24 protein-coding genes, 1 other RNA gene and 2 pseudogenes are annotated in these 25,652 nt (G+C 65.7%); 15 read left to right on the top strand and 12 right to left on the bottom strand.

Annotation, left to right across the window (positions count from 1 at the left end):
- Positions 1–6: 6 nt before the first annotated feature.
- On the bottom strand, positions 7–1,689 hold the full coding sequence (locus QP164_RS07940; protein ID WP_333922798.1) for an amidohydrolase: 1,683 nt from the start codon (positions 1,687–1,689) through the stop codon (positions 7–9).
- A 203-nt stretch (positions 1,690–1,892) separates the two neighbouring features.
- Between QP164_RS07940 and QP164_RS07945 the strand changes: the two genes are divergently transcribed.
- Together QP164_RS07945 and QP164_RS07950 are read left to right on the top strand one after the other, a co-directional pair.
- A complete protein-coding gene (locus QP164_RS07945) occupies positions 1,893–3,152 on the top strand; it encodes a threonine ammonia-lyase (protein ID WP_333922799.1) in 1,260 nt (419 codons plus the stop codon).
- 130 nt (positions 3,153–3,282) lie between these two features.
- Positions 3,283–4,059 carry an arginyltransferase gene (locus QP164_RS07950; RefSeq protein ID WP_333922800.1) on the top strand — a complete coding sequence of 259 codons (777 nt, stop codon included), beginning with the start codon at positions 3,283–3,285 and terminating at the stop codon, positions 4,057–4,059.
- Between the two features lie 266 nt (positions 4,060–4,325).
- On the opposite strand, the gene QP164_RS07955 is transcribed toward QP164_RS07950, so the two are convergent.
- The 4 genes and pseudogenes from QP164_RS07955 to QP164_RS07970 form a co-directional block, all read right to left on the bottom strand.
- The gene (locus QP164_RS07955; RefSeq protein WP_132739990.1) at positions 4,326–5,135 is read right to left on the bottom strand and encodes a transglutaminase family protein; all 810 of its coding nucleotides are present in this window, start codon (positions 5,133–5,135) and stop codon (positions 4,326–4,328) included.
- Positions 5,135–6,069 (bottom strand): annotated as a pseudogene (locus QP164_RS07960) (alpha-E domain-containing protein). Before QP164_RS07960 ends, QP164_RS07955 begins: the two are co-directional and overlap by 1 nt.
- A complete protein-coding gene (locus QP164_RS07965) occupies positions 6,069–7,574 on the bottom strand; it encodes a circularly permuted type 2 ATP-grasp protein (RefSeq protein ID WP_333924208.1) in 1,506 nt (501 codons plus the stop codon). The pseudogene QP164_RS07960 and the gene QP164_RS07965 overlap by 1 nt, the downstream one beginning before the upstream one ends.
- A gap of 216 nt (positions 7,575–7,790) precedes the next feature.
- Entirely contained in the window at positions 7,791–9,815 is a 2,025-nt protein-coding gene (locus QP164_RS07970) for a protein-disulfide reductase DsbD family protein (RefSeq protein ID WP_333922801.1), read from the bottom strand.
- A 132-nt stretch (positions 9,816–9,947) separates the two neighbouring features.
- Between QP164_RS07970 and QP164_RS07975 the strand changes: the two genes are divergently transcribed.
- Complete coding sequence (locus tag QP164_RS07975; protein WP_333922802.1) at positions 9,948–11,591, top strand: alkaline phosphatase family protein; 1,644 nt, start codon at positions 9,948–9,950, stop codon at positions 11,589–11,591.
- Positions 11,592–11,853: 262 nt separating this feature from the next.
- Here the strand turns inward: QP164_RS07975 and QP164_RS07980 are convergent, their stop codons facing one another.
- Positions 11,854–12,774, bottom strand: a complete 921-nt coding sequence (locus QP164_RS07980; protein WP_333922803.1) for a right-handed parallel beta-helix repeat-containing protein — start codon at positions 12,772–12,774, stop codon at positions 11,854–11,856.
- Positions 12,775–13,009: 235 nt separating this feature from the next.
- Between QP164_RS07980 and QP164_RS07985 the strand changes: the two genes are divergently transcribed.
- Positions 13,010–14,218 (top strand): cation:proton antiporter, encoded by a 1,209-nt coding sequence (locus QP164_RS07985; protein WP_333922805.1) that lies wholly within the window; start codon positions 13,010–13,012, stop codon positions 14,216–14,218.
- 105 nt (positions 14,219–14,323) lie between these two features.
- On the opposite strand, the gene pspF is transcribed toward QP164_RS07985, so the two are convergent.
- Positions 14,324–15,361: a phage shock protein operon transcriptional activator gene (gene pspF / locus QP164_RS07990; protein WP_333922806.1), complete on the bottom strand. Its 1,038-nt coding sequence runs from the start codon at positions 15,359–15,361 to the stop codon at positions 14,324–14,326.
- A 172-nt stretch (positions 15,362–15,533) separates the two neighbouring features.
- On the opposite strand from pspF, the gene QP164_RS07995 reads away from it, so the two are divergent.
- The 9 genes from QP164_RS07995 to QP164_RS08035 all read left to right on the top strand — a co-directional run bounded on the left by QP164_RS07995 (position 15,534) and on the right by QP164_RS08035 (position 18,868).
- Positions 15,534–15,677, top strand: coding sequence for a hypothetical protein (locus QP164_RS07995; RefSeq protein ID WP_333922807.1), 144 nt, complete (start codon positions 15,534–15,536; stop codon positions 15,675–15,677).
- A 50-nt stretch (positions 15,678–15,727) separates the two neighbouring features.
- A complete protein-coding gene (gene pspA / locus QP164_RS08000) occupies positions 15,728–16,393 on the top strand; it encodes a phage shock protein PspA (RefSeq protein WP_132896789.1) in 666 nt (221 codons plus the stop codon).
- Position 16,394: 1 nt separating this feature from the next.
- A complete protein-coding gene (gene pspB / locus QP164_RS08005) occupies positions 16,395–16,691 on the top strand; it encodes an envelope stress response membrane protein PspB (protein WP_332754224.1) in 297 nt (98 codons plus the stop codon).
- A 1-nt stretch (position 16,692) separates the two neighbouring features.
- Positions 16,693–17,073, top strand: a complete 381-nt coding sequence (gene pspC, locus QP164_RS08010; RefSeq protein WP_132896791.1) for an envelope stress response membrane protein PspC — start codon at positions 16,693–16,695, stop codon at positions 17,071–17,073.
- A gap of 27 nt (positions 17,074–17,100) precedes the next feature.
- Positions 17,101–17,412 carry a hypothetical protein gene (locus QP164_RS08015; protein ID WP_132896792.1) on the top strand — a complete coding sequence of 104 codons (312 nt, stop codon included), beginning with the start codon at positions 17,101–17,103 and terminating at the stop codon, positions 17,410–17,412.
- An 11-nt stretch (positions 17,413–17,423) separates the two neighbouring features.
- A complete protein-coding gene (locus QP164_RS08020; RefSeq protein WP_132896793.1) occupies positions 17,424–17,741 on the top strand; it encodes a hypothetical protein in 318 nt (105 codons plus the stop codon).
- Positions 17,738–17,986, top strand: coding sequence for a hypothetical protein (locus QP164_RS08025; protein WP_132896794.1), 249 nt, complete (start codon positions 17,738–17,740; stop codon positions 17,984–17,986). Before QP164_RS08020 ends, QP164_RS08025 begins: the two co-directional genes overlap by 4 nt.
- Positions 17,987–17,995: 9 nt before the next feature.
- A complete protein-coding gene (locus QP164_RS08030) occupies positions 17,996–18,235 on the top strand; it encodes a hypothetical protein (RefSeq protein WP_132896795.1) in 240 nt (79 codons plus the stop codon).
- Between the two features lie 225 nt (positions 18,236–18,460).
- On the top strand, positions 18,461–18,868 hold the full coding sequence (locus QP164_RS08035) for a SufE family protein (protein WP_333922808.1): 408 nt from the start codon (positions 18,461–18,463) through the stop codon (positions 18,866–18,868).
- Between the two features lie 135 nt (positions 18,869–19,003).
- On the opposite strand, the gene QP164_RS08040 is transcribed toward QP164_RS08035, so the two are convergent.
- A complete protein-coding gene (locus tag QP164_RS08040; protein ID WP_333922809.1) occupies positions 19,004–19,312 on the bottom strand; it encodes a (2Fe-2S) ferredoxin domain-containing protein in 309 nt (102 codons plus the stop codon).
- On the bottom strand, positions 19,309–19,848 hold the full coding sequence (locus tag QP164_RS08045; protein WP_133031348.1) for a J domain-containing protein: 540 nt from the start codon (positions 19,846–19,848) through the stop codon (positions 19,309–19,311). The genes QP164_RS08040 and QP164_RS08045 overlap by 4 nt, the downstream gene beginning before the upstream one ends.
- A gap of 216 nt (positions 19,849–20,064) precedes the next feature.
- Here QP164_RS08045 and QP164_RS08050 point away from each other — a divergent pair, with 216 nt between their 5' ends.
- Positions 20,065–21,645 (top strand): SulP family inorganic anion transporter, encoded by a 1,581-nt coding sequence (locus QP164_RS08050; RefSeq protein WP_333922810.1) that lies wholly within the window; start codon positions 20,065–20,067, stop codon positions 21,643–21,645.
- Entirely contained in the window at positions 21,642–22,205 is a 564-nt protein-coding gene (locus QP164_RS08055; RefSeq protein WP_333922811.1) for a carbonic anhydrase, read from the top strand. The genes QP164_RS08050 and QP164_RS08055 overlap by 4 nt, the downstream gene beginning before the upstream one ends.
- Before the next feature lie 122 nt (positions 22,206–22,327).
- On the opposite strand, the gene QP164_RS08060 is transcribed toward QP164_RS08055, so the two are convergent.
- The 3 genes and pseudogenes from QP164_RS08060 to QP164_RS08070 form a co-directional block, all read right to left on the bottom strand.
- Entirely contained in the window at positions 22,328–24,298 is a 1,971-nt protein-coding gene (locus QP164_RS08060; RefSeq protein WP_333922812.1) for a hypothetical protein, read from the bottom strand.
- Positions 24,299–24,346: 48 nt separating this feature from the next.
- Positions 24,347–24,731, bottom strand: an RNA gene (gene rnpB / locus QP164_RS08065) — RNase P RNA component class A.
- Positions 24,732–24,742: 11 nt separating this feature from the next.
- Positions 24,743–25,374: pseudogene (locus QP164_RS08070) on the bottom strand (N-acetylmuramoyl-L-alanine amidase).
- Positions 25,375–25,652 lie beyond the last annotated feature (278 nt).

The following is a 25,652-nucleotide window of genomic DNA, read 5'->3' on the forward strand; positions in this document are numbered from 1 at the left end:
CGGGCGTTACTTGCGCACCCAGACCTTCTCGCCGCCGATCCACGTCTCCTGCACGACGGTGGCGCGCAGGTCGGTCGGCGAGGCCATCGTCGGATCGCGGTCGACGATGATGAAGTCCGCCCGCTGGCCCGGCGCGAGCGCACCGAACTTGGTCTCCGCAAACCCGGCATAGGCCGCCGCACCCGTCATCGCCCACCACGCCTGCTCGCGCGTCACCAGCTCCTGCGGTTGCCATCCGCCTTGTGGCTGACCATCGGCATCCTGCCGCGTGAACGCCGCCGCCCATGTCGCGAATGGATCGGGCTTCTCGACCGGGAAGTCGGTCCCGAACGCGAGCTTGGCGCCGTTGGTCAGCATCGACTTCCACGCATAGGCGCCCGCGAGCCGGTTCGGCCCGAGCCGCGCCTCGGCCATCGTCCGGTCGCTGGTCGCATGTGTCGGTTGCATAGAGGCGATCGTGCCGAACTTGCCGAACCGCGGCAGGTCGATCGGATCGACCACCTGCGCATGCTCGATCCGCCAGCGGCGATCACCGGTATAGGTCTCGCTCTCGACCTGGATGGCATCGAGCACCATCTGGTTGGCCTTGTCGCCGATCGCGTGCACCGCGACCTGATAGCCGTCCATCGCCGCGCGGCTCATCTGGTTCTGGAGCTGGTCGTCGGTGAGGAAACCAAGCCCAGACTGGCCCGGCGCGTCCGAATACGGCTTCAGCAACCACGCGCCACGCGAGCCGAGCGCGCCGTCGGCGTACAGCTTCACGCCGCCCATCCGCAGGCGATCATTGTACAGCCACGGCGTCGGCCCCTTGCCGCCGATCCGGCTCGCGGTCTCGACGCCCATCGCATAGCTCATGATCCGGACGCGAAGCCCGCCGATGTCCGCCATCCGCCGATAGGTCAGCCAGTCGTCGAGCGTCGTCCCCATGTCGGCGACCGCGGTGACGCCGTAGCGCAGCAGGATGCTCTGCGCCGTCAGGAAGGCGGCGTCGCGCTCCTTAGGGAGCGGCTGGGGCACGACCTTCTCGATCAACGCCTGCGCGCCATCGACGAACACGCCCGCGGGCGTGCCGCCCACCTTCTCGATCCGCCCGCCCGCAGGCGAGACGGTCGAGCCGGTGACGCCGGCCTCGCGCATCGCCTCGCGGTTCGCCCAGCTCGCATGGCCATCGGCACGCGACAGCCAGATCGGGTGGCCACCGGAAACGGACTCGAGATCGGCCGCGGTCGGGAAGCGCCCCAGCCCCCACGCTTCCTGGTTCCAGCCGCGGCCGATCACCCACTTCCGGTCCGGATTGCCCGCGATGTAAGCGGCGATCCGCGACTTCGCCTCGTCGAGCGACTTGGTCATCGACAGGTCGAGCGACAGCGCGCCGAACCCCATCTCGATCACATGGCCATGCGCATCGATGAAGCCCGGCAGCACGGTCTTACCCCCCATATCGATCCGCCAGTCGTAGAGCGGCTTGCCGGCGTTCTTCTTCAATTCCTTGCGGCTGAGCTTGGGCGCTTCCTCTCCCGGCGGCACGAGCCGCGTGACCTTGCCATCCTTGTCGATCAGGATCGCCTTGAAGTGGATCACGCGACCGCCGTCGGCGACCGTGATGCCGTTGACGTTGTCGACGATCCCGTCGGCAAGCGCGGGCGTGGACAGCAGTGCGATCGCAGCCGCGGAGATCAGAAAACGCATCACTTCGATACTCTCCACATTTGCACGCCGGCATCTAGACGCACGCCACATGATTTATCAGCCGTTATGAACAGGTTGCGCACCACGGGATACGGCGCGATCGCCGTGCCCCTCGTTCCGGTGCCGATAAATGCCGGTATTGCCATAGCCTTCGCGCATAAGCGGTGTTTCCCGCGCGCGCCAGATGGTCTAGCGGGTCGGACATGGCTACCCACGCTGCCGTAGCGGCACCCACCCTCCCCGTCTCGATCGACGACGTCCGGCTCGCACACGACCGGATCCGCACCTCGATCGTCCGCACGCCGACGCTGATCAGCAAGACGCTGAGCCAGATGACCGGGGCGACGGTGTATCTGAAGTTCGAGAACCTCCAGTTCACCGCGGCGTACAAGGAGCGCGGCGCGCTCAACACGCTGTTGCAGCTGTCGCCGGAAGCCTGCGCGAAGGGCGTCATCGCGGCGTCGGCGGGCAATCACGCGCAGGGCCTCGCCTATCACGCCAACCGGCTCGGCATCCCGACGACGATCGTGATGCCGACCAACACACCGACCGTGAAGGTCATGCAGACCGAAGGCCACGGCGCCAACGTCGTGCTGCACGGCGAGACGTTCGACGCAGCCTATGCGCACGCGCGTATCCTGGAGGGCGAGTGCGGCTTCACCTTCGTCCACCCGTTCGACGACCCCCGCGTCATCGCCGGCCAGGGGACCGTCGCGGTCGAGATGCTCGAGGACGTGCCGCAGATCGATACGCTGGTCATCCCGATCGGCGGCGGCGGGCTGATCTCCGGCATGTCGACGGTCGCGCGTGCTGCGAGCCAGCAGGCCGGCGGTCATCCGATCGAGATCGTCGGCGTGCAGGCCGAGCTGTTCCCGTCGATGTACAACCGCATCAACGGCACCGACATGCCGTGCGCTGGCGACACGCTCGCCGAGGGCATCGCGGTCAAGGAGCCCGGTGCGATCACGTCGAAGATCGTCGCCGAACTGGTCGACGATATCGTATTGGTCAGTGAGCGTAGTCTCGAGGAATCGGTGAGCCTGCTGCTTCAGATCGAGAAGACGGTGGTCGAGGGCGCGGGGGCCGCCGGGCTCGCCGCATTGCTGTCGCATCCCGAGCGGTTCGCGGGAAAGACTGTCGGGATCGTCTTGTGCGGCGGCAACATCGATACGCGCCTACTCGCCAACGTGCTGTTGCGCGACCTGGCGCGGTCGGGGCGGCTCGCGCGGTTGCGGATCCGGTTGCAGGACAAGCCGGGCGCGCTGTTCCATGTTGCGCGGATCTTCGATCAGGAACGCGTCAACATCATCGAGATCTATCACCAGCGCGTCTTTACGACATTGCCGGCGAAGGGTCTCATCACCGACATCGAATGCGAGCTCCGAGACCGCGCGCATCTCGATCGGCTGGTCGGCGCATTGCGCGCTGGCGGGTACGAGACCTCGACCGTGGAGCTCGCATAAATAGCACGGTGCTGCGGGGATTTAGCGCATTAACCCATTATCGTGGTAAACGCGCTTTTCAGTATTGCATGACGCGACCATATGCTGTGGAACGCGATCTTTCGCGCTTCCCTGAAGGACATCCGGTTCGGTGACTGCGCCTTTTCGTTTCCCGCGCTTCTTCGTCACCAGCCCGTCGCCGTGCCCGTATCTGCCGGGTCGGCAGGAACGGAAAGTGTTTACCGAGCTGACCGGCCCGCATGCGAGCGAGCTGAACGATGCGCTCGGGCGGATCGGGTTTCGTCGCAGCCAGGGCGTCGCCTATCGACCGTCATGCGCCGGGTGTACCGCGTGCGTGTCCGTCCGCGTGGTAACCAACGAATTCATGCCCAACGCGACGCAGCGTAAGTTGCTCAGGTGCAACGGCGATGTCGAAGTGACCGCGTGCAAGGCGTGGGCGACCGACGAGCAGTTCCAGTTGCTCCGCCGCTATCTCGGGACGCGCCACCCCGGCGGCGGCATGGCCGGGATGAACGAGGACGATTACGCCGACATGATCGAGCATTCGCCGGTCAATTCGGTGATCGTCGAGTACCGCGAGCCCTCGGTCGACGGCGCGCGCGGGCGGTTGATCGGCGCCTGCCTGACCGATCGCCAGGCGGACGGGCTGTCGATGGTCTACAGCTTCTTTGCGGCGGACGAGGATAGCCGGCCGGGGTTCGGCAACTTCATCATCATGGATCATCTGATCCGCGCCCGCGAAGCCGGGCTGCCGTACGTGTATCTGGGCTATTGGGTGAAGGGCTCACCGCGGATGGAATACAAGACGCGGTATCGGCCGCTCGAGGTGCTGGGCCCGGCGGGGTGGCGGCGGCTCGAGGATGCGGATCTGGTGGCGCCGCCTGCGCGGGTCGCGGCGACGGCCTGATTTGGGGCGGGAATGGTGGCCGGGCCCGCTAGCCCGCCTCGAGAACCACCTCCCCGGCGAAGGCCGGGGCCCAGTTGGGAAAGGTAGATGATCAAGGGCAACGCTTCGTTACTTCCACCTTTCCAACTGGACCCCGGCCTTCGCCGGGGAGGTGCAGTACTGGCAATTCGCTGCTGATTACTCGACAGTCCAAACACAGGCGCCCTTGTTCTCCCGCGAAGGCGGGAGCCCAGTCTGGGTCTCCGCCTCTGCGGGGAAACAAGCTTTTAGTCTTCCCGCTGTACCACCACGTCGACGTCGAGTTCCTCGCCGCCCTCGCCCAGCCGCGACCCTGCGACCGGCGCCGCCCCCGCCGCATCGAGCGCCATCGCGACGCGAACGTAATGCTCCTCGGGCGACATCCCCGTGCAGGGATCGAACCCGACCCAGCCGAGCCCGTCGACATATGCCTCCGCCCAGCCATGCGGGGTCGGGAAGTGGACCACCTCATGGTCGTTGTGATGATAGCCCGACACGTACCGCGCCGGTGCCCCCAAGGACCGCGCGGCGACCGCAAAGATCTGCGCCATGTCGCGCGGCGTAGCGCTGTCCTTCCGGAACGCCGCACCCGCGGTGAGCCCCGGTTCGGGCCGACCGGCGTCGAACACGAACTGCCCGTGCAGCGCGCGGTTGAGCCGGTGCAACGCCCCGACGCGATCGCGCGCCCCGACCACCGCATCCGCCGCAAACTCGGCGATCGCAGGGTCGAACGCCGTCGCCTCGGTCGCGCGCAGGAACAGCGCCGGCGGCAATGTCTCGTGGACACCGTGCAGGACACCGTCGGAGTGACTCGTCAGCACCTCGCCCTTAACGGTGATCTCGATCCCGTCGACGGGCCCCTCGGCGTACAGCATCGTCACCGCGTTGCCGAACCCGTCACGCCCCGGCCGCAACCGCGCATCGCAATCGACGTCGATCCGCCACGACGCCACGGTCTGGTCGTGCGTATTCTCGGGTGTCAGCCGAAGCATCTGGACCAGCCGGCCCTGTGGCTGGGTGAAGCGGTAGATCGTGTGGTGATCGATCGACAGCCGCATCAATGGAACTTGAACTGGCGGCCGATCGCGCCGTGGAGCAGCGCATTCTCGGCGATGAAGGCCTGCAGATACTGGTGCAGGCCCGAGGCGATCACTTCCCAGACCGCGTCTTGGCCATTCGCGATGCGCGCATTCGTGCCATCCTGTCCGCCTCCCCGTGGTTGCCCGTGCGTTTCGCCAGCAGGTTGAGCACGTCGACCGTCTCCTCGACCGACGCCGCCAGGCTGCGCGGCAGTTCCGCGCGGGCGATCAAAAGGTCAATCACGTCTGCCGGCCTCAGGCCGTCGCTGTAAAGCCAGCGATACGCGGTCACCGCCGACACCGTCTGCAGGATCGTGGTCCACTGGTCGCGATCGATCGCGCCACCGATCTTCTGCCCTTCGGGCAGCAAAATATGGTATTTGACGTCCAGCAACCGCGCCGTGTTGTCGGCGCGCTCGACCGCTTGCCCGAGCCGGATAAACCACGTCGTCTGGTTGCGCAGCATCCGGTGGATCGCGCCTTCGAACCCGCGTGTCTCAGTCTTCACCGCCTCCACTAGGTTCATCTGGTCGGTGGTGCTGCGCGGAATCGTCCGGTTCTCGAACAACAGCCACGCGCGGTTGATCGCGGTCCACGCCTCGCGGGTCAGCGCGGTGCGCACCGCCTTGGCGTTGTTGCGCGCCATGTCGACGCAGCGCACGATCGAGCCGGGATGGCTCGAATCGAGCGTCAGGAAGCGGACGACTTCGGTCTGGCTAAGATTGCCGCCGAGCGTCGCGAACGGTTCCTCGGTCTCGGTGACGGCAAGCGCGGAGGCCCAGGCCGCCTCGCCCGCAGGCTGTGACGAAAGGACGTCGAGACGCACGGTAGCCTCGACCAGCCGGGCGATGAAATCAGCGCGCTCGAAATAGCGGCCGAGCCAGTAGAGCGACGATGCGGTACGCGAGAGCATCAGGCGTCTCCACCCAAGGTCTGCGTCATGCCGCCCATCGTCTGCGTCATCGCACCACGCGTGATCCGCTGCGACTGTTCCGCCATAAGCACGAAGCTGTCTTTCGTCCCGCCACCCTGGCTGGAATTCACCACCAGCGAGCCTTCCTTCAGCGCGACGCGGGTGAGGCCGCCAGGAACGACCTGCACGCCCTTCGATCCGCTCAACACGAACGGGCGGAAATCGACGTGGCGTGGGGATAGGCCACCATCGGCCATCGTCGGGACGGTCGACAGCGCCAGCGTCGGCTGCGCGATGTAGCGGTGCGGTTCAGCAATGAGCGCGGCGCGGAAATCCTCGATCTCCTGCTTCGATGCGGTCGGGCCGACCAGCATGCCATAGCCCCCGGAGCCGTCGACCAGCTTGACGACGACGTCCTTGAGGTTGTCGAGAACGTATTGCAGCGCCTGCGGTTCGCGGCAGCGCCACGTCTCGACGTTGCGCAGCTTACACTCGCCGCCGGAATAGAATTTCACGATGTCGGGCATATAGCTGTAAATCGCCTTGTCGTCGGCGATGCCGTTGCCCGGCGCGTTCATGATCGCGACGTTGCCGGCCGTATAGGCGGCGATCAGCCCGGGAACGCCGAGCGCGGAGTCCGGGCGGAACACGAGCGGGTCTAGATAATCGTCGTCTATCCGGCGATAGATCACGTCGACCTTCACCCGTCCCGCGATCGTCCGCATCCAGACGATGTCGTCGTCGACGACCAGATCTGCGGCCTCGACGAGTTCGATCCCCATCGAGTCGGCGAGGAAGCTGTGCTCGTAATAGGCGGAGTTGTAGTGGCCGGGGGTCAACAGCACACACGTTGGGTTGGAGCCCGTGCCGTGCGGCGCGACCGACTTCATCGTCTCGAGCAGGAGGTCGGGATAGCTGTCGACCGCCGCGACGCGGAACTCGCGGAACAGTTCGGGGCAGAGCCTCAGCATCGCCTCGCGGTTCTCCAGCATGTAGCTGACACCCGACGGCGTGCGCGCATTGTCCTCGAGCACGAAGAAATCATCGGGGCCGGTGCGGACGAGGTCGATCCCGCAGATATGCGCCCAGACGCCGTGCGGCGGGCGGATGCCGGCGATCTCGGGGCGGAACTGCGCGTTGCCGAGAACGAGGTCCTCGGGGAGGATGCCCTCCTTCAGGATGCGACGCTCGCCGTAGATATCGTTGAGGAACGCGTTGATCGCCTCGACGCGCTGGACCAGCCCTTCTGAGAGGCGCGTCCACTCGTCATGCAGAAACACGCGCGGAACGATGTCGAACGGAATGATCCGTTCTGCCGCCTCGTTCTCACCGTAGACTGCGAAGGTAATGCCCAGCTGGCGGAACGTCGTCTCGGCGGCTTCCTGCCTGCGACGAAGCTCGGCGTCGGGCGTCTCCTCGATCCAATGCCCGAGAGCCGCGAGTTCGGGACGAGCGGTCGTATCGCCCGGCGTCCCCATGATTTCGTCGAACGCCTGTTTCCCCATCGGAACGGTCAATTCCCCATCAAGCGTTACGGTTCCATGCTGCAACGCTTCGCTGCGCTGCACAAGTCAAGAATATGACTGACGAGGTGTGGTCGTTGATACTCCCCCGCCAGGGGGAGGTGGCTGGCGCTTGCCAGTCGGAAGGCGAGGACACGCAACGGTGTTTGTCGCCCCCCCGTCGCCACCTCCCCCTGGCGGGGGAGGATTGCAATACGCTTAGGCACCCAGCCCTTCGAGCAGGCCCGGCGTCAGGACCTGCGGGAGGACGGTCGGCTCGGCAGCGCCCGGTGCGTAGTACAGGTACAGCGGCACGCCGGCGCGGTTGTGGGCCTGGATGAAACGGCCCATTACTGGGTCGCCGTCGGTCCAGTCGCCGATCAACGCCGCGACCTTGTGCTGGGCGAACGCGTCACGCACGCCGGCCGTATCGATCGCAGCCTTCTCGTTGACCTTGCACGTCAGGCACCAGTCGGCCGTGAAATACACGAACACCGGGCGCTTTTCGGCCCGCAGCGATGCGAGCCGGGCCTCGGTGAACGGCTCGTCCCCTGCTGTGGCGACCTTCGCCGCCGCCGGTGGCGCGCGCGAGATCAGAACCGCGCTGCCGACGAACACCACCGCCAGCGCGACCTGTGCCGCCACGCCGAACGCCTTGCCCTTGCGCTGGCGGGTGCCACCGACCCAGAGCACCGCGCCGACCGCCAGCACCGCGACCAAGGCTAGCGTCAGCGTATCGACGCCAGTCTGTCGCCCGAGCACCCAGCCGAGCGCGATCGCGGTCAGGAACATCGGTACCGACAGGACGTGACGGAACGTCTCCATCCAGACGCCGGGCTTAGGCAACCACCGCCGCCACGACGGAATGAACCCGATCGCGAGGAACGGGAGCGACAGCCCGATCCCGAGGCCGCCGAACACGGCAAGCGCCGCCGGCCATGGCAGCACCAGCGCCGCGCCGAGCGCCGCACCCATGAACGGCCCGGTGCACGGCGTCGCGATGAACGCCGCCAGCGCGCCCGTCGCGAACGCCCCGCTCGCGCCGCTTTCGCCAGCAAAGCGCGGAGTCGGCACCTCGAACAGCCCGGCAAGATTGAACGCGATCGCCACGCTCAACAGCAACAGGACGACGATCGCCGCGGGATGCTGCAACTGGAATGCCCAGCCGACCGCCGAGCCGCCTGCGCGGAGCGCCAGGATCGTGGCACCGAGCCCGAGGCAGACCAGCACGACGCCGGCGGTGTAGGCCAAGGCCTCGCCGCGCGCGTCCTTCTCGCTCGCACCGCCCCGCGCGAGGCTGAGTGCCTTGAGGCTGAGGATCGGGAACACGCACGGCATGATGTTGAGGATCAAGCCGCCCAGCACTGCGCCAGCGAACGCGATCAGCGCGGTCAGCCAGATGCTCGCGCCGCTAGCGCTGGTCGAGCCGCTGCCGGCCGCATCGCCCACTACGCCGGGCGTCGCCTTGACGCCCAGCCCCTGCCCTTCGCCGATCCGCAGCACGCCCTCGATCGGCCCGCCGGTCTTGGCATTGGCCGCGATTTTGGTGCTGATCGTCAGCCGGTCTCCGTCACGCGTAACCGTTTGCGCCGCGCCATTCTCGATCACGCCGGTGGTGACCGGGAAGAAATACGCCTTGTCGACCTTCGCGCCTGCGGGGAACGGGATGGAGATCCGCATCGTCCCGTTGTTTGCGGCATAGGTCGCGCCGGCATCGAGTGGCTTCGGAATCGCCTGTCGCCAGGCGGCGAACGCCGCCGCCTGCGACGGCGCGCCATCACTGATCGTGAGGTCGAGCGACAGCGCCTTTTCCTCGGGCACGCAGATCGTCGCCGAGCACACCAGATAGCTCGTCTTCAACCGGATCGGGAATTTCGTCCCCGCCGCCAGCCCCGCCGGAACCTGGATCGTCACGAGCGGCGCATAGGGCGCCTCGTAGACATAGTTCATCAGGCCCGCGATCAGCAGCGTGGTCGGCACCGGCCATTCGGGCTCGCCGGCCTTCGCGCCCGCGGGCAGCGCCCAGTCGAACGTCGCCGGGAAGCCTGCATCGCCGGGGTTGCGCCAATAGCCGTGCCAGCCGGTCTCGGGCGTCGTCGCCAGCGCGATCGTCAGCGGCGCGCCGGCCTTGGGGTGATCGCTTTCGGCGACCAGCTTCATCATCAGATGCTGGCTAGAGCCGTTCAGCGATTCCGCAAACGCGGGCGCACTCGCCAGCCCGCAGACGGCCAGCAAGACCGTCATCACGGCGCAACGTAATCCGCGCATGGCCATCCTTGTTTCGTTCATCGCGCAAAGCCATAGCGGTGACCTTGTCGTATTGCACTTCAAAGCGACGGCCCCGCTCGAGGGACGCCGCTGGCTAAAGGACTGTTCGTGAAAGCACTTATCGCCGCGCTCTTGCTGACTTCGGCCGCCTCGGTCTCCGCCCAGACGGCGCCTCCTGCGCCCGCCCCTGCCCCTACGGCGACTCCGACCACGCCGCCGAAGCTGATCGTCGCGATCTCGGTCGACCAGTTCGCCGCCGACCTGTTCCAGCAATATCGCAATCACTATACCGGTGGATTCACGCGACTGCTGAACGGCGCTGTGTTCCCGAGCGGCTACCAGAGCCATGCCGCGACCGAGACGTGCCCCGGCCATTCGACAATCCTGACCGGCATGCGACCCGCGCATACCGGGATCATCGCCAACAACTGGGTCGACCAGCGCGCCGGACGGCCCGACAAGATCGTCTATTGCTCGGAGGACGAGCGCGTCACGGGCAGCACGCACGACAGCTACACCGTGTCCGACATGCACCTGAAGGTGCCGACGCTCGGCGAGATGATGAAGGCGCGCGATCCACGCACCCGCTCCGTGTCGGTCTCTGGCAAGGATCGCGCGGCGGTGATGATGGGCGGCCACAAGGTCGACGAGCTCTGGTGGTGGGACGGCAAGACCTATGTCTCCTATGCCGGCCGCGCGGTGCCGCCGGCGGTGCAGCGTACGCGCGACGCGGTCGCCGCGCTGATCGCCAAGCCGCAGGCGGCGCTGCCGTTGCCGGGCTATTGCGCGGGCGTGAGCCATCCGATCGTGATCGCGGGCAAGACCTACGGCCAGGGACGCTTCGAGCGCGACGCGGGCGATGCCAAGGGCTTCCGCGTGTCGCCCGCGTCCGACGCCGCGGTGTTCGCGATGGCGGCAGCGCTGGTGCAGGACATGAAGCTCGGCAAGGGGCCGCAGACCGACATCATCGATATCGGCGCGTCGGCGACCGATTATATCGGCCATACCTACGGGACGCAGGGCTCGGAGATGTGCATCCAGATGGCGCAGCTCGATAAGACGCTGGGCGATTTCTTCAACGTGATGGACGAAACCGGGGTCGATTACGAAGTCGTGCTGACCGCGGATCACGGCGCGCACGACGCGACCGAGCGCCAGCAGCAGCGCGCGATGCCGATGGAGGCGCATATGGACGAAAACGTGCTGGCCAAGCAGGTCGGCACCGCGATCGCCAAGGACATGGGTCTGCCTGGGAGCGTGCTGCTTGGCACCGAGGGGGACGTCTATATCGACGACTCGCTGCCGGAAAAAACGCGGACGAAGGTGCTAGCCGAGGCGCTCCGCCGCTACCGCGCGCTGCCCCAGGTCGCGGGGGCGTTCTCCGCAGCCGAGATCATGGCAACGCCAATGGCGAAGTCACCGCCCGAGACCTGGACCCTGATCGAGCGCGCCCGTGCCTCCTTTTATCCAGAGCGGTCGGGGCAGATGGTGGTGCTGCTCAACCCGCGCGTGACGACGATCGTGTCGCCGGCGGGTGGCTATGTCGAGACGCACGGCTCGCCGTGGGATTACGACCGCCGCGTGCCGATCCTGTTCTGGCGCAAGGGGATGACCGGGTTCGAGCAGCCGCTGTCGGTGGAGACGGTGGATATCGTGCCGACCCTGGCGGCGACGATCGGGTTGCCGGTGAGCGGGCTGGACGGGCGGTGCCTCGATCTCGATCCGGGCGCTGCGAGCACCTGCGCTAACTAAAGTCGGCTAAAGAAATGTTCTCCCGCGAAGGCGGGAGTCCAGCCTGGGCTCCCGCCTTCGCGGGAGAACATCCTTCAGGGTTGGCGCGGTGCTTCCGCTTCGTTGGTTGCGCACTGCCCCCTCTGACGTCCCCCTCAACCCATCATCCCAGCGAAAGCTGGGATCGCCCCGTGACGCGCGCGTCCTATCCTAACGGGGATACCCCAGCTTTCGCTGGGGTGACGGTTCCGGTGGGAGCTACGGCTAGCGGCGTTCTTCGCTGTCACCGCGTCTCGAACGGCTTCAACCCGGCCCCGAGCCGGTTCGCGCCAAGCGCCAGCCGGTCATGGCTGAAATCCACGACAAACGCCGGCGTATGCGTATCCCCCGCCGTCAGTCGCGCGTCGTTGTCCTCCACCCGCAACCCGGTCGACGGGTAAGTCTTCGCCTCCGCGGCGACGACGATCAGTGCCGAGCCATTCTCCTTCTGCTTGCCCTGCACGAAGGTATTGCGCGCGATCAGGCCGGTGGCGCCGTCGGGCAGGTCGATCATGTAGTTGGTCTTGCGCCCGCCGGTGTCGTCGAAGCTGTTGTCGGTGATCGTCACGTTGGGCGCGCGCACCTTGACGTAATGCCCGCCGGTGCCGCGCTCGAACCGCGAGTTGGTGACGATCACGCGGCCCTGGTTGGCGAGATAGATCCCGTGCGCACAGTTCGGCGCCTCGTCGCACTGCCCGAGCCCGGCAAAGGTCGAGTGATCGATCGTGATCTTCTGCCCAATCGGCTGGCCGCCGAGAATACCTTCCTGGCTGTCGAGGAACATGGCGTTGGTGACGGTCAGGTCGCCCATTTCGGTCCGGATGCCGGCACCGTTGCCGTCCGACACGCGGTAGCCGCGGAAAACGAGGCCATCGACCACCGAGCTCTGCCCGCGCAGCACCAAGGCCGCCTTGTCCTCGCAGGCCACTCTCTCGAAGATCGCGGTGCCGGGTTGAACCGCCTTGAAGGTGATGTGGCCGCCCGCCTGGACGGCGCATTGCCGGTACGTGCCGGGCGCGATTAGGATCGTCGCGATGCCCATGCGGACCGACGACACCGCCTCCTGCAGCGTTGCGAATCCCTGACCGTTGACCGTGAACGGCGCAGCGCCTTGCGCGAACGCGGGAACAGCGAACAGCGCGAGCGCCAGCAACGATCGTTTCATCGAAATCCTCCTCCGCCGGCGTCTGCGGCGCACAGCGTTCAATCGCACGGAACGCCGGCGTTCGGCGAGCCGATCCGAGCGCGCTATCATGCCCTGTCCCGAAATGACGCAGCGCGGAGATCGGTCAGCGCTGGGCGTATCGTCGCGTCCGCATATTGCCGCGCCCGGTTTCACCGAATACTATCGCGACCGAAACGAAGCCGGCGGGGGAACCGATCGGCGCCGGGGGATCCACATGCACGCCATGATGCCGACGGAGGTCTTCCTCCTCGCGATACTCATCATCTTCACCGTGCCGTATCTGGCGTGGAGGCTTGGGCGTACCGATTACTGGGCGCCGCTGGTGGTGGTGCAGATCTTCGGTGGCATTCTGCTCGGGCCGGGCGTGCTGGGCGCGGCGTATCCCGACTATTACGCGACGGTCTTCACGCCCGCGACGCTGGGTTCGCTCAACGGGATCGCGTGGTGGGCGGTGATGATGTTCGTGTGGGTCGCGGGCATCGAGCTCGATCTCGGCGAGGCGTGGAAGCGGCGCGGCGAGACCGGCGTCACCGCAGGGCTGGCGCTTGCGGTACCGCTGATCACCGGTAGCATCGCCGCCGTGCTAATGCTGCGGTATCCCGGCTGGCGCGGGCCGGACGGCGCGACGTGGCAAGTGGTGCTCGGCATCGGCATGGCCTGTGCGGTCACTGCGCTGCCGATCCTCGTCCTCTTCCTCGAAAAGCTCGAGATCCTGCGCGAACCGATCGGCCAGCGTATCCTGCGCTATGCCAGCCTGGACGACATCGCGATCTGGGGCGTGCTCGCGCTGATCCTGCTCGACTGGGAGCGGGTCGGCCGGCAGGGTGGCTTCCTGCTCGGCTTCGCGGTGGCCACGTTGATCGTGCGGAAACTGATGGCGCGGATCGAGGAACGCGATCGCTGGTATGTCAGCCTGATCTGGCTGGCCGGCTGCGGGTTCGCGGCGGACTGGGCGGGGCTGCATTTCATGGTCGGCGCGTTCCTGTCGGGCGCGGTGCTCGATTCGAAATGGTTCACGACCGCGAAGATGGACCAGTTCCGCCATTTCGTTCTGCTCGCGGTGATGCCGGTGTTCTTCCTGTCGACGGGGTTGAAGACGCAATGGGCGGTCGGCGGCTATGCGGTGTTCGCCGCAGCGGCGTTGCTGCTGGTCGCGTCGGTCGGCGGCAAGCTGATCGGTGTTCACGCCGCCGGGCGTATCCTGAAATGGCGGCCGGGCGAGGCTTCGGCGATCGGCTGGCTGCTCCAGACCAAGGCGCTGATCATGATCATCTTCGTCAACATCCTGCTGGATAAGAAGATCATCACCAACGAGACCTTCACCGCGCTGCTGCTGATGGCGCTGGCGAGCACGATGCTGACCGTGCCGATGGTCGCGCCGAAGTTGAAGAAGCTGGCGGGGCTGGTGGGGAAGAGTGCGTAACGACGCCAGATCGTCATCCTGACGAAAGTCAGGACCCAGGGTTACGAACGCCGCCCTGCTTGGCTCTGGGTCCTGACTTTCGTCAGGATGACGGGTGGTTGTGGCTCAAGCGCCTGCGTTGAGCAGGTCGTGGCGTTTCAGGGCGTGGCGGAGTTGGTCGTAGCTCAGGCCCAGCGCCTCCGCGGTGGCGCGCTGGTTGAAGCGGTGTTCGGACAGCGCGCGCGAGAGCAGGTCGCGTTCGAAGCGGGATACGCGGGACTTGAAGTCCGAGGGGCCTTCTTCGCACGCGACGACCGGGTCTTCGCCTTCATCCGCTTCGGCCGGGCGCGGAGCCATAACCATAGATTTGGGCGCGGTCGAGGCCCCCGGACGGTGCGGTGACTGGAACGGGTCGATCTCGATCGCGTCGATCGGCCCGGCCTGTTCCCAGCGATACACCGCGCGCTCGACGACGTTGCGCAGTTCGCGGACGTTCCCCGGCCAGCGATACGCGATCAGCGCGTCCATCGCCGCCGGGCCGAACCCCTCCCACCGCTCGCGGCCCAACTCGGACGCCATCCGCCGCCCGAAATGCTCCGCGAGGACGACCACGTCGCCGGTCCGCGCGCGCAACGGCGGTAACGTCACCACCTCGAACGACAGCCGATCGAGCAGATCCGCGCGGAACTCGTGCCGGTCGACCTTGTCGGGCAGATGCTCGTTGGTCGCCGCCACGATCCGCACGTCGACGCGCATCGGACGCGACGAACCGATCCGGGTAATCTCACCATACTCGACCGCGCGCAGCAGCCGGTCCTGCGCCGCCATCGACAGCGTGCCAAGTTCGTCGAGGAACAGCGTGCCCCCATCAGCCTCCTCGAACCGCCCGACCCGCGCCTTGGTCGCGCCAGTGAACGCGCCCGCCTCGTGCCCGAACAGTTCCGCCTCGATCAGCGTCTCGGGCAGCGCCGCGCAGTTCATGATGACCAGCGGCTGATCCCACCGCGGCGACAGGCGGTGCAGCCGCTCGGCGACCAGTTCCTTGCCCGTACCGCGCTCGCCGATCACCAGCACCGGGCGGTCCAGCGCGGCCGCTCGCGATGCGCGTTCGAGTGCTGCCATGAACGTACCGGACTCGCCGATGACCTGTGTCGTTCGCTCCATGGCGAAGATGTGGCGCGAATTCCCAACTCTTGGCAAGCTTCTGCCACCGCCCGATCACCCAAAATCGCGCAAACCTCTGCAATTCCGCCATTTTCGAAACTGGCACGACAGATGCAATGCTCCAGGCAACCCGCCGAATAGCGGAACCAACCAGTCTTAAAGGGGACCCACCATGTTCAACACCAACATCGCCCGCACCGTAGTCGCCGCCCTCTGCACCATCGTCGCCAGCGCAACTTGCGTCATCGGCGCCGTGGGACCTGCGACTGCAACCAACATGACGCCTATCGCGGCAACCACCGTAATCATGGCATAAGACCCCGACGCTCGCCGAGAGCATCGGGCCGACCCTGGAGTAGGATTTACATGGGCATCTTTTCCCGCACCCGCGACATCGTCGCCGCCAACTTCGCCGATCTCATCGAGAAGGCCGAAGATCCGTCGAAGATGATCCGCATGATCATTCTCGAGATGGAGGAGACCCTGGTCGAGGTTCGCGCCTCCGCTGCGCGCACGATCGCCGACCAGAAGGAGATGCGCCGCCATATCTCGAAGCTGGAGCAGCTTCAGGACAACTGGACCGAGAAGGCGGAGCTGGCGCTGAGCAAGGACCGCGAGGACCTTGCCAAAGCTGCCCTGGTCGAGCGCCAGAAGGCATTCGACATGGCCGAGCAGCTGAAGGCCGAGGTCGGCGTGCTCGACGATGCGCTGCGGGCATCGGAAGAAGACATTGCCAAGCTCCAGACCAAGCTCCGCGAGGCGCGCACCAAGCAGAACGCAGTGCAGACCCGGCTGGAAAGCGCGAACAACCGCACCCGTCTGCGCGAGATGTACAACGGCCCGAAGACGCACGAGGCGTTCAGCCGCTTCGACATCCTCGATCGCCGCGTCGACGAGGCCGAGGGCCGCGCGGATGCGATGGGTCTCGGGGTCGTCAAGACGCTCGAAGAGGAAATCGCCGAGCTACGCAGCGACGACAAGGTCAACGCCCAGCTCGCCGCGCTCAAAGCGCGCTTGAAGAAGGACGATTGAGATGGACACCGTACTCGTATGCGCCACCCTCTTCGTCGGGCTGCCCTGGGTGATCCTCCACTATGTCACCAAGTGGAAGACCGCGCCAAAGATCACCGACGAGGACGAGCGGCTGCTCGATGAGATGCAGATGCTCGCGCGTCGCCTCGAAGACAGGGTGATGACCGTCGAACGGATCATCGCTGCCGACAATCCCGACTGGAAGCCGGGCCTCGGCACCACCCAGTCTGACTCACCTTACCGCCTCGATCGCGACAGCGACCGCCAAACCGACCGCCCCTTCGAACGGAGAAACTGACATGTCCGGTAGCCGCACACAGTTTTACCTCGACAAGCAGAATGCCAAGTTCAAGGGCGTCTGCTCGGGGATCGCCGATTACACGGGCGTCGACATCACACTCATCCGGGTCGCCATGGTTGTGCTGGCTGTCGCCACCAGCGGCTGGGTCATCCTCGGCTACTTCGCCACCGCATGGTTGGCGCCCAAGAAGCCGATCGGCCTGTACGAGACGCCCGACGACGCGAAGTTCTGGCAGGGCGTCCGCTCGAACCCGAAGCGCTCGACCGCCGAGGTCCGCAGCAAGTTCCGCGACATCGACCGCCGCCTTGCCGACATCGAGACACACTATACCAGCCGCAACAGCAACAGCCTCGCGGCAGAGATCGACAGCCTGCGCTGAGACGCGGCGTCAACAGGGAGACAGACAATGCATTGGGGTGGACCTGGATTTGTGCTTGCGATCATCGCGATCACGACCATCGGCTGGATCGCGAACAACTGGATCCGTACCAAGCACGGCTATCCGCCGAGCGACGACTGGGGCAACACGATGAGCTGGGGCGGCGGGCACAAGCAGGACCCGGCGGGTGATCGCAAGGTCGAACTGCTCAGCAGCGAGAATGAACGTCTGACCGGCCAGGTCTCGCGCCTCGAAGAGCGGATCGCGGTTCTTGAACGCATCGCCACCGATCCCGCCGAGCGCACCGCTCGCGAGATCGACGCTCTCCGCGATCGCTGAGGACAGGGATCATGAACAACTTCACGATCTTCCTGCTCGTCTTTATCGTGATCGGACTTCCGGTCATCCTCGGGATCGGCAGCAGCGTCTTCAAGGACTGGATCAAGCACAAGGAGCGCATGGCAACCGCGCTCAATGCGCAGACCGCCGAGAAGTCCGCGCAATATGCCGCCCATACCGAACGCCTGGAACAGCGGGTCCGGGTGCTCGAACGGATCGTCACCGATCGCAAAATCGAGTTGTCGGACGCCATCGAGCAATTGCGCGACGACCACCCGCTTGGCCGAACCCCGCTCAATGAAGCCAATACACAGGAGATAAGATCATGAATGGTGGACAGGTGATGGTCGTGATGATCGTCCTGATCGTGATGATTACCGGCATCTTCAAATCGCGCCACAAGAGCGCGCGCCGTGGCGAAGGCGTCTCGCTGATGAACGACCCCGAGGCGGCGCGGCTGCGCGACGAAGTGCAGCAGATGAAGGAACGCATCCAGGTGCTGGAGCGCGTGATCACCGACAACCACAAGAGCGTCGATCTCGACCGAGAGATCGAGCGGCTCCGCGACCGCTAGGAGGCGGACATGATCGACCCGAACCTTTACATCACCTTGGCGCTGGCGAGCCTTGCGGGGCTGGCGATGGTCGTCGCCGGCGGATTGGCCGGATGGCGCGGATGGCTCTCGCTGCGGCGACTGGAACTGGATCACGCGCAGGACGGCCGGATGCCGGTCGCGGTGTCGACCGGATCGCGGATCGAAATTGCTGATCTGAAGGAGCGTATCAAGAAGCTCGAGGCGATCGCCGCCGGGGTGGATCTCTGAGGCTGACCGCCTCGGCACCCTCTGTCCGGCATCTCCTCCCCAGGACCGTCACCCCAGCGAAAGCTGGGGTTTCATCATAACGGGGAGACCCCAGCTTTCGCTGGGGTGACGGAAAGAGGCTTGAGGTAGATATTTCAGTTCGGCACAATGCAATCGTCTCGGGTTCGAGCATATGGCTAGCCGGACTGTTGCGAGCAAGCCGTCTCGGGAGTAACCGCCGCTTCCATGGCCACTCTCACCGACATCCGCGAGGAATATGACTTCCTCGAACCCGACGATCGCTACCGCCTGCTGATCGATCTCGGCAAAGAGCTCGAACCGATGCCGGATGCGCTCAAGACCGATGCGACGCTAGTACGCGGGTGTTCGGCGTCGGTATGGGTGTATCCGACCACGACCGACGATGGCCGGCTGCATTTCCTGGCAGATTCGAATGCGGCGATCACCAAGGGGATTATCGCGCTGGTGTTGCTGACCGTGCAGGATCAGGCGCCGACCGAGATCGTCGCGACCGATATCAAGGCGGAACTGGCGGCGTTCGATCTGAGCAAGCAGCTAAGTTCGAACCGGACACAGGGGATCCCCAACATGATCGCGCTGATCCGGGAGACGGCGGAGCGGTACGCGGGGTAGGATTTCGATCCTCCCCCGCCAGGGGGAGGTGGCGCCGAAGGCGACGGAGGGGGAGGACACGGAACAGCGGTTGCCCTGTCTTCCCCCTCAGTCTGGCAAGCACCGGCCACCCCTCCCCTGGCGGGGGAGGATCGCTCAGGCGGCGCCGGGTTCGGTCAGTACTGCCACGATCTCGTCAGTCTCCGCACCTGCTGGCACTAGCATCCACCGATCGGGGCGAGCTCCATCAACCATCACCACCGCGTTCTTCGGGCAAACGCCGACGCACTTGACCTCGACCACGCCGCGGTCCGCCTTGCGGCCCTTCTTCACCCCAAGCGCCTGACGCAGCAGTTTGACCAGAGGCGTACGCCCCTTCTCACCAAACCCGCCGTCCAACTTCTTCGAACACTTTCCACAGACCAGCACGCTGCCCTGCCAGCGGCTGGCAAGAACGCGGATCACGCCGGTTTCCACGTCCGCTGATCTTCGGCCGCCTTCAGCACCTCATACGCCGCCTGCACGCCCTGGAACCGCTTCGCAGCATCTTTGTCATTCGGTCGCACGTCGGGATGGTTCGCCTTCGCCATGCGCCGCCATGCCGCGCGCACGTCCTCGAACGTCGCGTCCGGCTCCAAGTCCAGCACCTCCAGCGCGCGCATCTCGTCGCGTGAGCGGCTGCCATCACCCGACCCTGCCCAGGCGTAATGCTTCGGGTCAGTATAGCCGTCGGCCGTCCGCGTCTCCGCAGCCTCCCGTTCCGCGGCCTCCTCCGCACTCAACCCTTCGAAGTAATTCCACCCGCGATTATATTCGCCTGCGTGGTTCATGCAGAAATACCAGCGATCGGGGCTGTTCGGCGATTTCGGCGCAGGACAATTGCCCGGCTCGTTGCAGCCGTGCCGGTCGCACAGCCGCACGGTCACCGCCTCGCTGCTCGCGCCATACTCGCGCCAGCGTGGAAAACCCCAGTCGGAAGATCGTGTCGTGCTTCTCGCCATAGCGGCCCGAGATAGGCGTCCGCGCGGACAACGCAACCGTGCGCGGCAAAGCCAACCCAAACGCGTGCGACCGAACAATCTTCCGCGTCGCAACATTCCAACTTGAGTCAGCCACCGTTCATCGCTTACTGAACATGAACTATTTGTCATGTGGCATGGATAGACGCGTCCGGTGCGGACGTATTCCCAGCCGACACCTTAGCGACAGGAGCCCTGGTGCCGACTCTCATTCCAAAGCTTACCACGTGGCGCGCGGATCTTCCCGCCTCCATCGTCGTCGCGCTCGTCGCGCTGCCACTCTGTCTCGGCGTCGCGCTGGCATCGGGTGCGCCGCTGTTCGCCGGGATCATCTCGGGGATCGTCGGTGGCATCGCCGTCGGCCTGTTTTCGAAGTCGCCGCTATCGGTCAGCGGCCCCGCCGCCGGCCTCACGGTGATCGTGCTCACCGCGATCGAAAGCATGCCGAGCTACCAGATGTTCCTGATGGCGGTCGTGCTCGCCGGCGTGCTCCAGATTTGCTTCTCGCTGACCCGCGCCGGCATCCTCAGCGAATTCGTGCCGTCCTCCGTCATCACCGGCATGCTCGCGGCGATCGGCCTGATCCTGATCCTCAAGCAGATCCCGCATGCCGTCGGGTTCGATCGCGAAGCCGAGGGTATCTTCGAATTCACGACCGCGAACGGCATCAATACCTTCACACGGATCTTCGACAGCCTGAGCGCGGCCGTGACGCCGGGGGCGATCCTGATCGCATCAATCAGCCTCGCGTTCCTGTTCTGGTGGGACGGCGCCAAGCCGAAGGACGGCCCCTTGCGCTTCGTCCCCGGCCCGCTGGTCGTCGTGCTGATCGGCATCTTCGGCAACATGCTGTTGGGCGTCGTGAAGCCCGACTGGCAGCTCCAGGCGATGCACCTCGTTCAGGTCCCTATCACGCAGACGCTGTCGCAATTCCCGTCGCTGTTCACCTTTCCCGACTTCTCCGGGATCACGATGGGCATCGTCTGGAGCAGCGCAGTCACGCTCGCGATCGTCGCCAGCCTTGAGTCATTGCTGAGCGTCAAGGCAGTCGACGAGATCGATCCGCGCCGCCGCTCGACCGATAAGAACTGGGAGCTGATGGCGCAGGGCGGCGGCAATATCCTGTCGGGTTTGATCGGCGGCCTACCCGTCACCTCGGTGATCGTGCGGTCGTCGGCGAACGTCGATTCGAAGGCGGAGAGCAAGCTGTCGACGATCCTGCACGGTTTCTGGCTGCTGGTCAGCGTCGCGTTGATCCCCGCGGTGCTCAACCTGATCCCGCTGTCGGCGCTCGCCGCGGTGCTGATCGCGACCGGCTACAAGCTGACCAAGCCCAAGCTGTTCAAGGAACGCTTTCAGCAGGGCTGGACGCAGTTCATCCCGTTCGTCGTCACGGTCGGCGCGATCCTGTTCACCGACTTGCTCGAAGGCATCGTCATCGGCCTGGCGGTCGGCTTCGTGTTCGTCGTCGCGCGCAACTTCCGTACCGCGATTACCTTTGCCTGCGACGACGAGGATTGCCTCGTCCGCGCACGCCGCAACCTGTATTTCATCCACAAATACGAACTGCAGAAGGCACTCGCCAAGGTGCCTGACAACGCCAATCTGCTGATCGACTTGTCGTCGACCAGCTATGTCGATCTCGATAACGTCGACATCATCAACGCGTTCATCAAGGGCGCGCAGTATCGCGGCATCACGGTGCTCATCCGCGGCGACCTCGCGATGCGCACGGTCAAGCTGATCAACGCCCCCCAGACCGAGGTCCGTTTCGCATGAGGCAGTACAAGCAGCTCCTGCTCGCCAACAAGGCGTGGGCGGCCGAGATCATCGAGGAGAGCGCCGACTTCTTTCAGCGTCAGCTGGTCGGCCAGAACCCGGAGTTCCTGTGGATCGGTTGTTCGGACAGCCGCGTCGGGCCCGAGCAGATGACGATGACGCCGCCGGGCAACATGTTCATCCACCGCAACATCGCCAACCTCGTCAAGGATGACGACACGAACCTGATGTCGGTGCTGCAATATGCGGTCGACGTGCTGGGCGTACGGCACATCATCATCTGCGGCCATTATGCGTGCGGCGGAATCCGCGCGACGCTCGACGGCGGCACGACCGGCCCGGTGGACGACTGGCTATCGACCGCGCGCTGCGTCCTGCACGATCATGCCGACGAGATCGACGCGCAGCCCGACCGCGAGCAGAAGGTCAACCGGCTGGTCGAGGTCAACGTCCGCGACCAGCTCGTGCGGCTTGCGCGTACCAAGACGATCCAGGGGCGTTCGCGCGTGGGCAAGAAGTGCTGCTCCACGGCTGGGTCTACGACATCCGCGACGGGCTGATCAAACCGATGATGGAGATCGATTCGACGACCGTGCTGGAGGAGGTCGGGCGGCCGGACCGAGTGCTGGTGTAGGCGATGGCGAATCCTCCCCCACAAGGGGGAGGATCGTGAAGCAATACTTCACCCCGGCATCTTGAACCGCACCTGCTGCGACAGCCCGCCGCAGCCGACACCGCCATCGGGGCGGAAGGTCTTGCTCCAGCGTGCGCCCGCCACCGTCTGCACGCCCGCCTTGGTGAATACGAACGGCGGATAGCTGAGTACCGCGCGTTGGTTGAGTACCCGGCCGTTGGCATCGACGTCGAACTGCGTCTTGGTCCAGCCTTCGAAGCCCCAGGCCATCGCCTCGTTCGGGAAGACGCCGCCCGCCGACAGGAAGTGCGGCGGCGCATCGAGGATCGCGCACTGGTTCGCGGCCAGCCCCGACCGCTCGAACGTCGCGCGCGCGGTTGCGGTTTCGCCTGCCTGTTGCTGAAGCGACGCGAGACGGATCAGTGCACCGACCCGCAACGGATCGTTCGCGGCGAGCCCCTTGTCGTCGGCCACCTGCTGCAGCAGCACCGCGCGGCGACTGCGCGAATGGGTCCGCTCGGCGATCAGCAACAGGATCGCGGACCGCGCCTTGGGATCGTTCGCGTACGCAGGGACCGACAGCAGCGGCGTTAGCCCGCGCGCGTAGACTTCGTTCTTCCAGTTGTCCGCGCTGTCGGTCTGGCGGACGCTGATGTCCAGCGGCAGCCGTGCGGTCGGCGGCGCGCCCTGCGCCTCGGCGATCGCGAGCGCCCGCCGTGCGAGGACGTTGCTCTCCTCGCGCCCGACCACCGCATTGTTCACGAGTTGATAAAGCGGTGGCAGCGCGGCGAGCGAAGTGGCGCCGGACTTCGCCTCCGCTGCGGCGAGCGCCGCGCGTTGGCGGACGACGGCGACCGCATCCGCGCCGCGCTCCTCGTTCGGCAGCGCAAGCCCCTTCGATTCGAGCCACGTCGCCATGTCGGCGTCGAGGAACTTGGTGATCGACGGACGCTCGAACGCGGTCGAACAGCGCATCTCGATCCGGACGTTGTAGCGGAAGAACGCCGGTAGCGCCTTGACCTGCTCGGGCGTCCACGACCAGTCGCGAACCGCGCGCGCGAACTCCAGCGCAACCGCACCGCCCCCCGCCGCATAGATCGGCGAGACCCTGCTCACCACGCCGTCGTCGCCGATCGTGAACTCGACGACCGCCATGTCCGCCGGGCGCAGATCGGCCTCGCCACCGCACGGCGGGACGTCCATCTGTACTGCCGGATCGAACTCGCCCTTGGTCAGCCGGCCCGCCCCGGTCATCGCCATGTAGCGGCGCGCGTCGTCCGCCTTGCCTGCCAGCAGCGAAGCGATCGCCGCATCGGAGCGCGCGGAAACGTCGGTCACGTCGGTCTGCGAGGTCAGGCCACCGAGTTGCTTGACGGCCTCGACCGCATAGGCACGCGCCGGTTCGTAGGCGCCACGGTTGAGCAGCAGGATCGCGTGACGACGCGCGACCAGCGCCTTCAGCTTGCCATCAGTCTTTAGCGGCTTCAGCAACGCATCCGCGCGGGCGAGCGCGGCATCCGCGGCGGCGGGGTCGGTAAACGTCTTGGTGTTCGCCAGCGCCAGCATCGATGCGACTTTCAGGTCGGGCGTATCGGCGGCGGTCTCGGCGCTCGCGTAGGAATCGCTCGCCCCCGCGTAGTCGAGCGCGTTTTCCGCAATGATGCCGAGATTATAATTCGCCCGCCAGCGATCCTCGGCAAGCGTCGCATCGCTCGCCGGCAACAAGGCAAGCCCGGCGCGCGCCGCGGTCACCGCATCGTCGGACCGATCGAGCTTGAAAAGCGCGGCACTTTTACGGATCAGCGCGACGCCGCGGCTGCGCGAGCCGGGCTTGGTGCGCGCCTCGAGCTTCTGCCACGCGGCGAGCGCGGCGGGCTTGTCGCCCTTCGCATCAAGCGCCGCGGCGGTGTCGAAATCCTGTTGTACGGTGGTGGTCGCTGGCGGAGCCCCCGTCTGCGCCGACGCTGCGGTCATCGCCATCACGCCAACACTCAGCACGCCGAAATTTCCGAAACGCATCACTTCCCCCGACGTAGTTCCGCCGCAGTCTGCAATGGTTCGGGGAAGGATGCCAGAGGGTCTGTAAGCCGGGTTCTGTCCATTTCCGATCCTTCGATACGGAAGTTAGGCGACCATTCCTCTAGGACGACGGTTGCCCGCCGCCTCAAGCAATCAACCCGGGTGACGAGCTGAAACGAAGCCCATGTGCCACCCCTATTCGATCTTGCTCCCGGTGGGGTTTGCCGTGCCGCCCCTGTTACCAGGCGCGCGGTGCGCTCTTACCGCACCCTTTCACTCTGACCGCCCCGGCTTGCGCCGAGGGTTGGCCGTCTGCTCTCTGTGGCACTTTCCCTGAGATCACCCTCGCCGGGCGTTACCCGGCACCGTCGTTTCGCGGAGCCCGGACTTTCCTCGCGTGTCCGAAAACACCCGCGGCCGCCCGACCCTCTGGCGCGCAGACCCCTAGTCGTCGCCCATCGGTTTGGGAAGCAGCAATGCGAGCAGGATGCAGCGACATTCCGCGTCGACTTCACCATCGACCAATTCCGGACGGAAGCGGCGCTGGAACGCCATCGTCGCCGCCATCCGGTTCTCGACGTCGTAGCCGAAGCGTTCAAGCGCCAAGCAAAAGCCGCCCTCGGTCCAGCCAGGATCCATAAGGTTCTTGGTAGGCCTGGGCAGCGCCAGCCGCCGTCGCGCGAGTTCATGCCACGGAAACAGTTCGCCCGGATCGCGTTTGCGGGTCGGCGCGATGTCCGAATGCCCGACGATGTTGCCGCGGGTAATTTCGTGGCGGTCCTTGATCTCCGCGACCAGCGCTACGACCGATGCGATCTGTTCGGGGGGAACGGGCGATAGCCGAACTCGTGACCAGGATTGACGATCTCGATGCCGATGCTTGCCGAGTTGATGTCCTCGCTCCCACGCCAATGCGAGCGGCCGGCATGCCAGGCGCGCTTATCTTCCGCGACCATCCGCAGGACCGTGCCGTCCTCCTCGACCAGGTAATGCGACGACACCTTCGCCGCCGGATCGCGCAACCGGGCGATCGCCGACGCGCCGTCCTGCATGCCGGTATAGTGGAGCACGATCATTGTGATGGGCAGCGAACGATCGTCGAAATTTGGTGACGGTGTCTCGATAAACTTCAAGCCAGCTTCCCTTCACGCCGTTCGGCCACGCCGACCCCACTCCGCGCCCTACGGATACGACGCGTGCGACACCGCATAGTGTCAGGCCACCGCCTGCCGACATCAATAGCGTTAACGGACTGCCAACGTAATAGGCTCCGGCGAACGGTCGGATGATCGGCGCGGCGTGTATCATCAGCGGCACCGCGCGCTGGAGTCCGGTCTCTTGCAGTTACACCGTG

The organism is Sphingomonas sp. LR59, from assembly GCF_036855945.1.
GTDB lineage: Bacteria > Pseudomonadota > Alphaproteobacteria > Sphingomonadales > Sphingomonadaceae > Sphingomonas.

Coding starts and splice junctions, on each gene's coding strand:
- QP164_RS07940 (WP_333922798.1), bottom strand. CDS start 1,689: ATGCGTTTTCTGATCTCCGCGGCTGCGATCGCACTGCTGTCCACGCCC.
- QP164_RS07945 (WP_333922799.1), top strand. CDS start 1,893: ATGGCTACCCACGCTGCCGTAGCGGCACCCACCCTCCCCGTCTCGATC.
- QP164_RS07955 (WP_132739990.1), bottom strand. CDS start 5,135: ATGCGGCTGTCGATCGATCACCACACGATCTACCGCTTCACCCAGCCA.
- QP164_RS07965 (WP_333924208.1), bottom strand. CDS start 7,574: ATGGGGAAACAGGCGTTCGACGAAATCATGGGGACGCCGGGCGATACG.
- QP164_RS07970 (WP_333922801.1), bottom strand. CDS start 9,815: ATGACGGTCTTGCTGGCCGTCTGCGGGCTGGCGAGTGCGCCCGCGTTT.
- QP164_RS07980 (WP_333922803.1), bottom strand. CDS start 12,774: ATGAAACGATCGTTGCTGGCGCTCGCGCTGTTCGCTGTTCCCGCGTTC.
- QP164_RS07985 (WP_333922805.1), top strand. CDS start 13,010: ATGCACGCCATGATGCCGACGGAGGTCTTCCTCCTCGCGATACTCATC.
- pspF (WP_333922806.1), bottom strand. CDS start 15,361: ATGGAGCGAACGACACAGGTCATCGGCGAGTCCGGTACGTTCATGGCA.
- QP164_RS07995 (WP_333922807.1), top strand. CDS start 15,534: ATGTTCAACACCAACATCGCCCGCACCGTAGTCGCCGCCCTCTGCACC.
- pspA (WP_132896789.1), top strand. CDS start 15,728: ATGGGCATCTTTTCCCGCACCCGCGACATCGTCGCCGCCAACTTCGCC.
- pspB (WP_332754224.1), top strand. CDS start 16,395: ATGGACACCGTACTCGTATGCGCCACCCTCTTCGTCGGGCTGCCCTGG.
- pspC (WP_132896791.1), top strand. CDS start 16,693: ATGTCCGGTAGCCGCACACAGTTTTACCTCGACAAGCAGAATGCCAAG.
- QP164_RS08015 (WP_132896792.1), top strand. CDS start 17,101: ATGCATTGGGGTGGACCTGGATTTGTGCTTGCGATCATCGCGATCACG.
- QP164_RS08020 (WP_132896793.1), top strand. CDS start 17,424: ATGAACAACTTCACGATCTTCCTGCTCGTCTTTATCGTGATCGGACTT.
- QP164_RS08025 (WP_132896794.1), top strand. CDS start 17,738: ATGAATGGTGGACAGGTGATGGTCGTGATGATCGTCCTGATCGTGATG.
- QP164_RS08030 (WP_132896795.1), top strand. CDS start 17,996: ATGATCGACCCGAACCTTTACATCACCTTGGCGCTGGCGAGCCTTGCG.
- QP164_RS08035 (WP_333922808.1), top strand. CDS start 18,461: ATGGCCACTCTCACCGACATCCGCGAGGAATATGACTTCCTCGAACCC.
- QP164_RS08045 (WP_133031348.1), bottom strand. CDS start 19,848: ATGGCGAGAAGCACGACACGATCTTCCGACTGGGGTTTTCCACGCTGG.
- QP164_RS08055 (WP_333922811.1), top strand. CDS start 21,642: ATGAGGCAGTACAAGCAGCTCCTGCTCGCCAACAAGGCGTGGGCGGCC.
- QP164_RS08060 (WP_333922812.1), bottom strand. CDS start 24,298: ATGCGTTTCGGAAATTTCGGCGTGCTGAGTGTTGGCGTGATGGCGATG.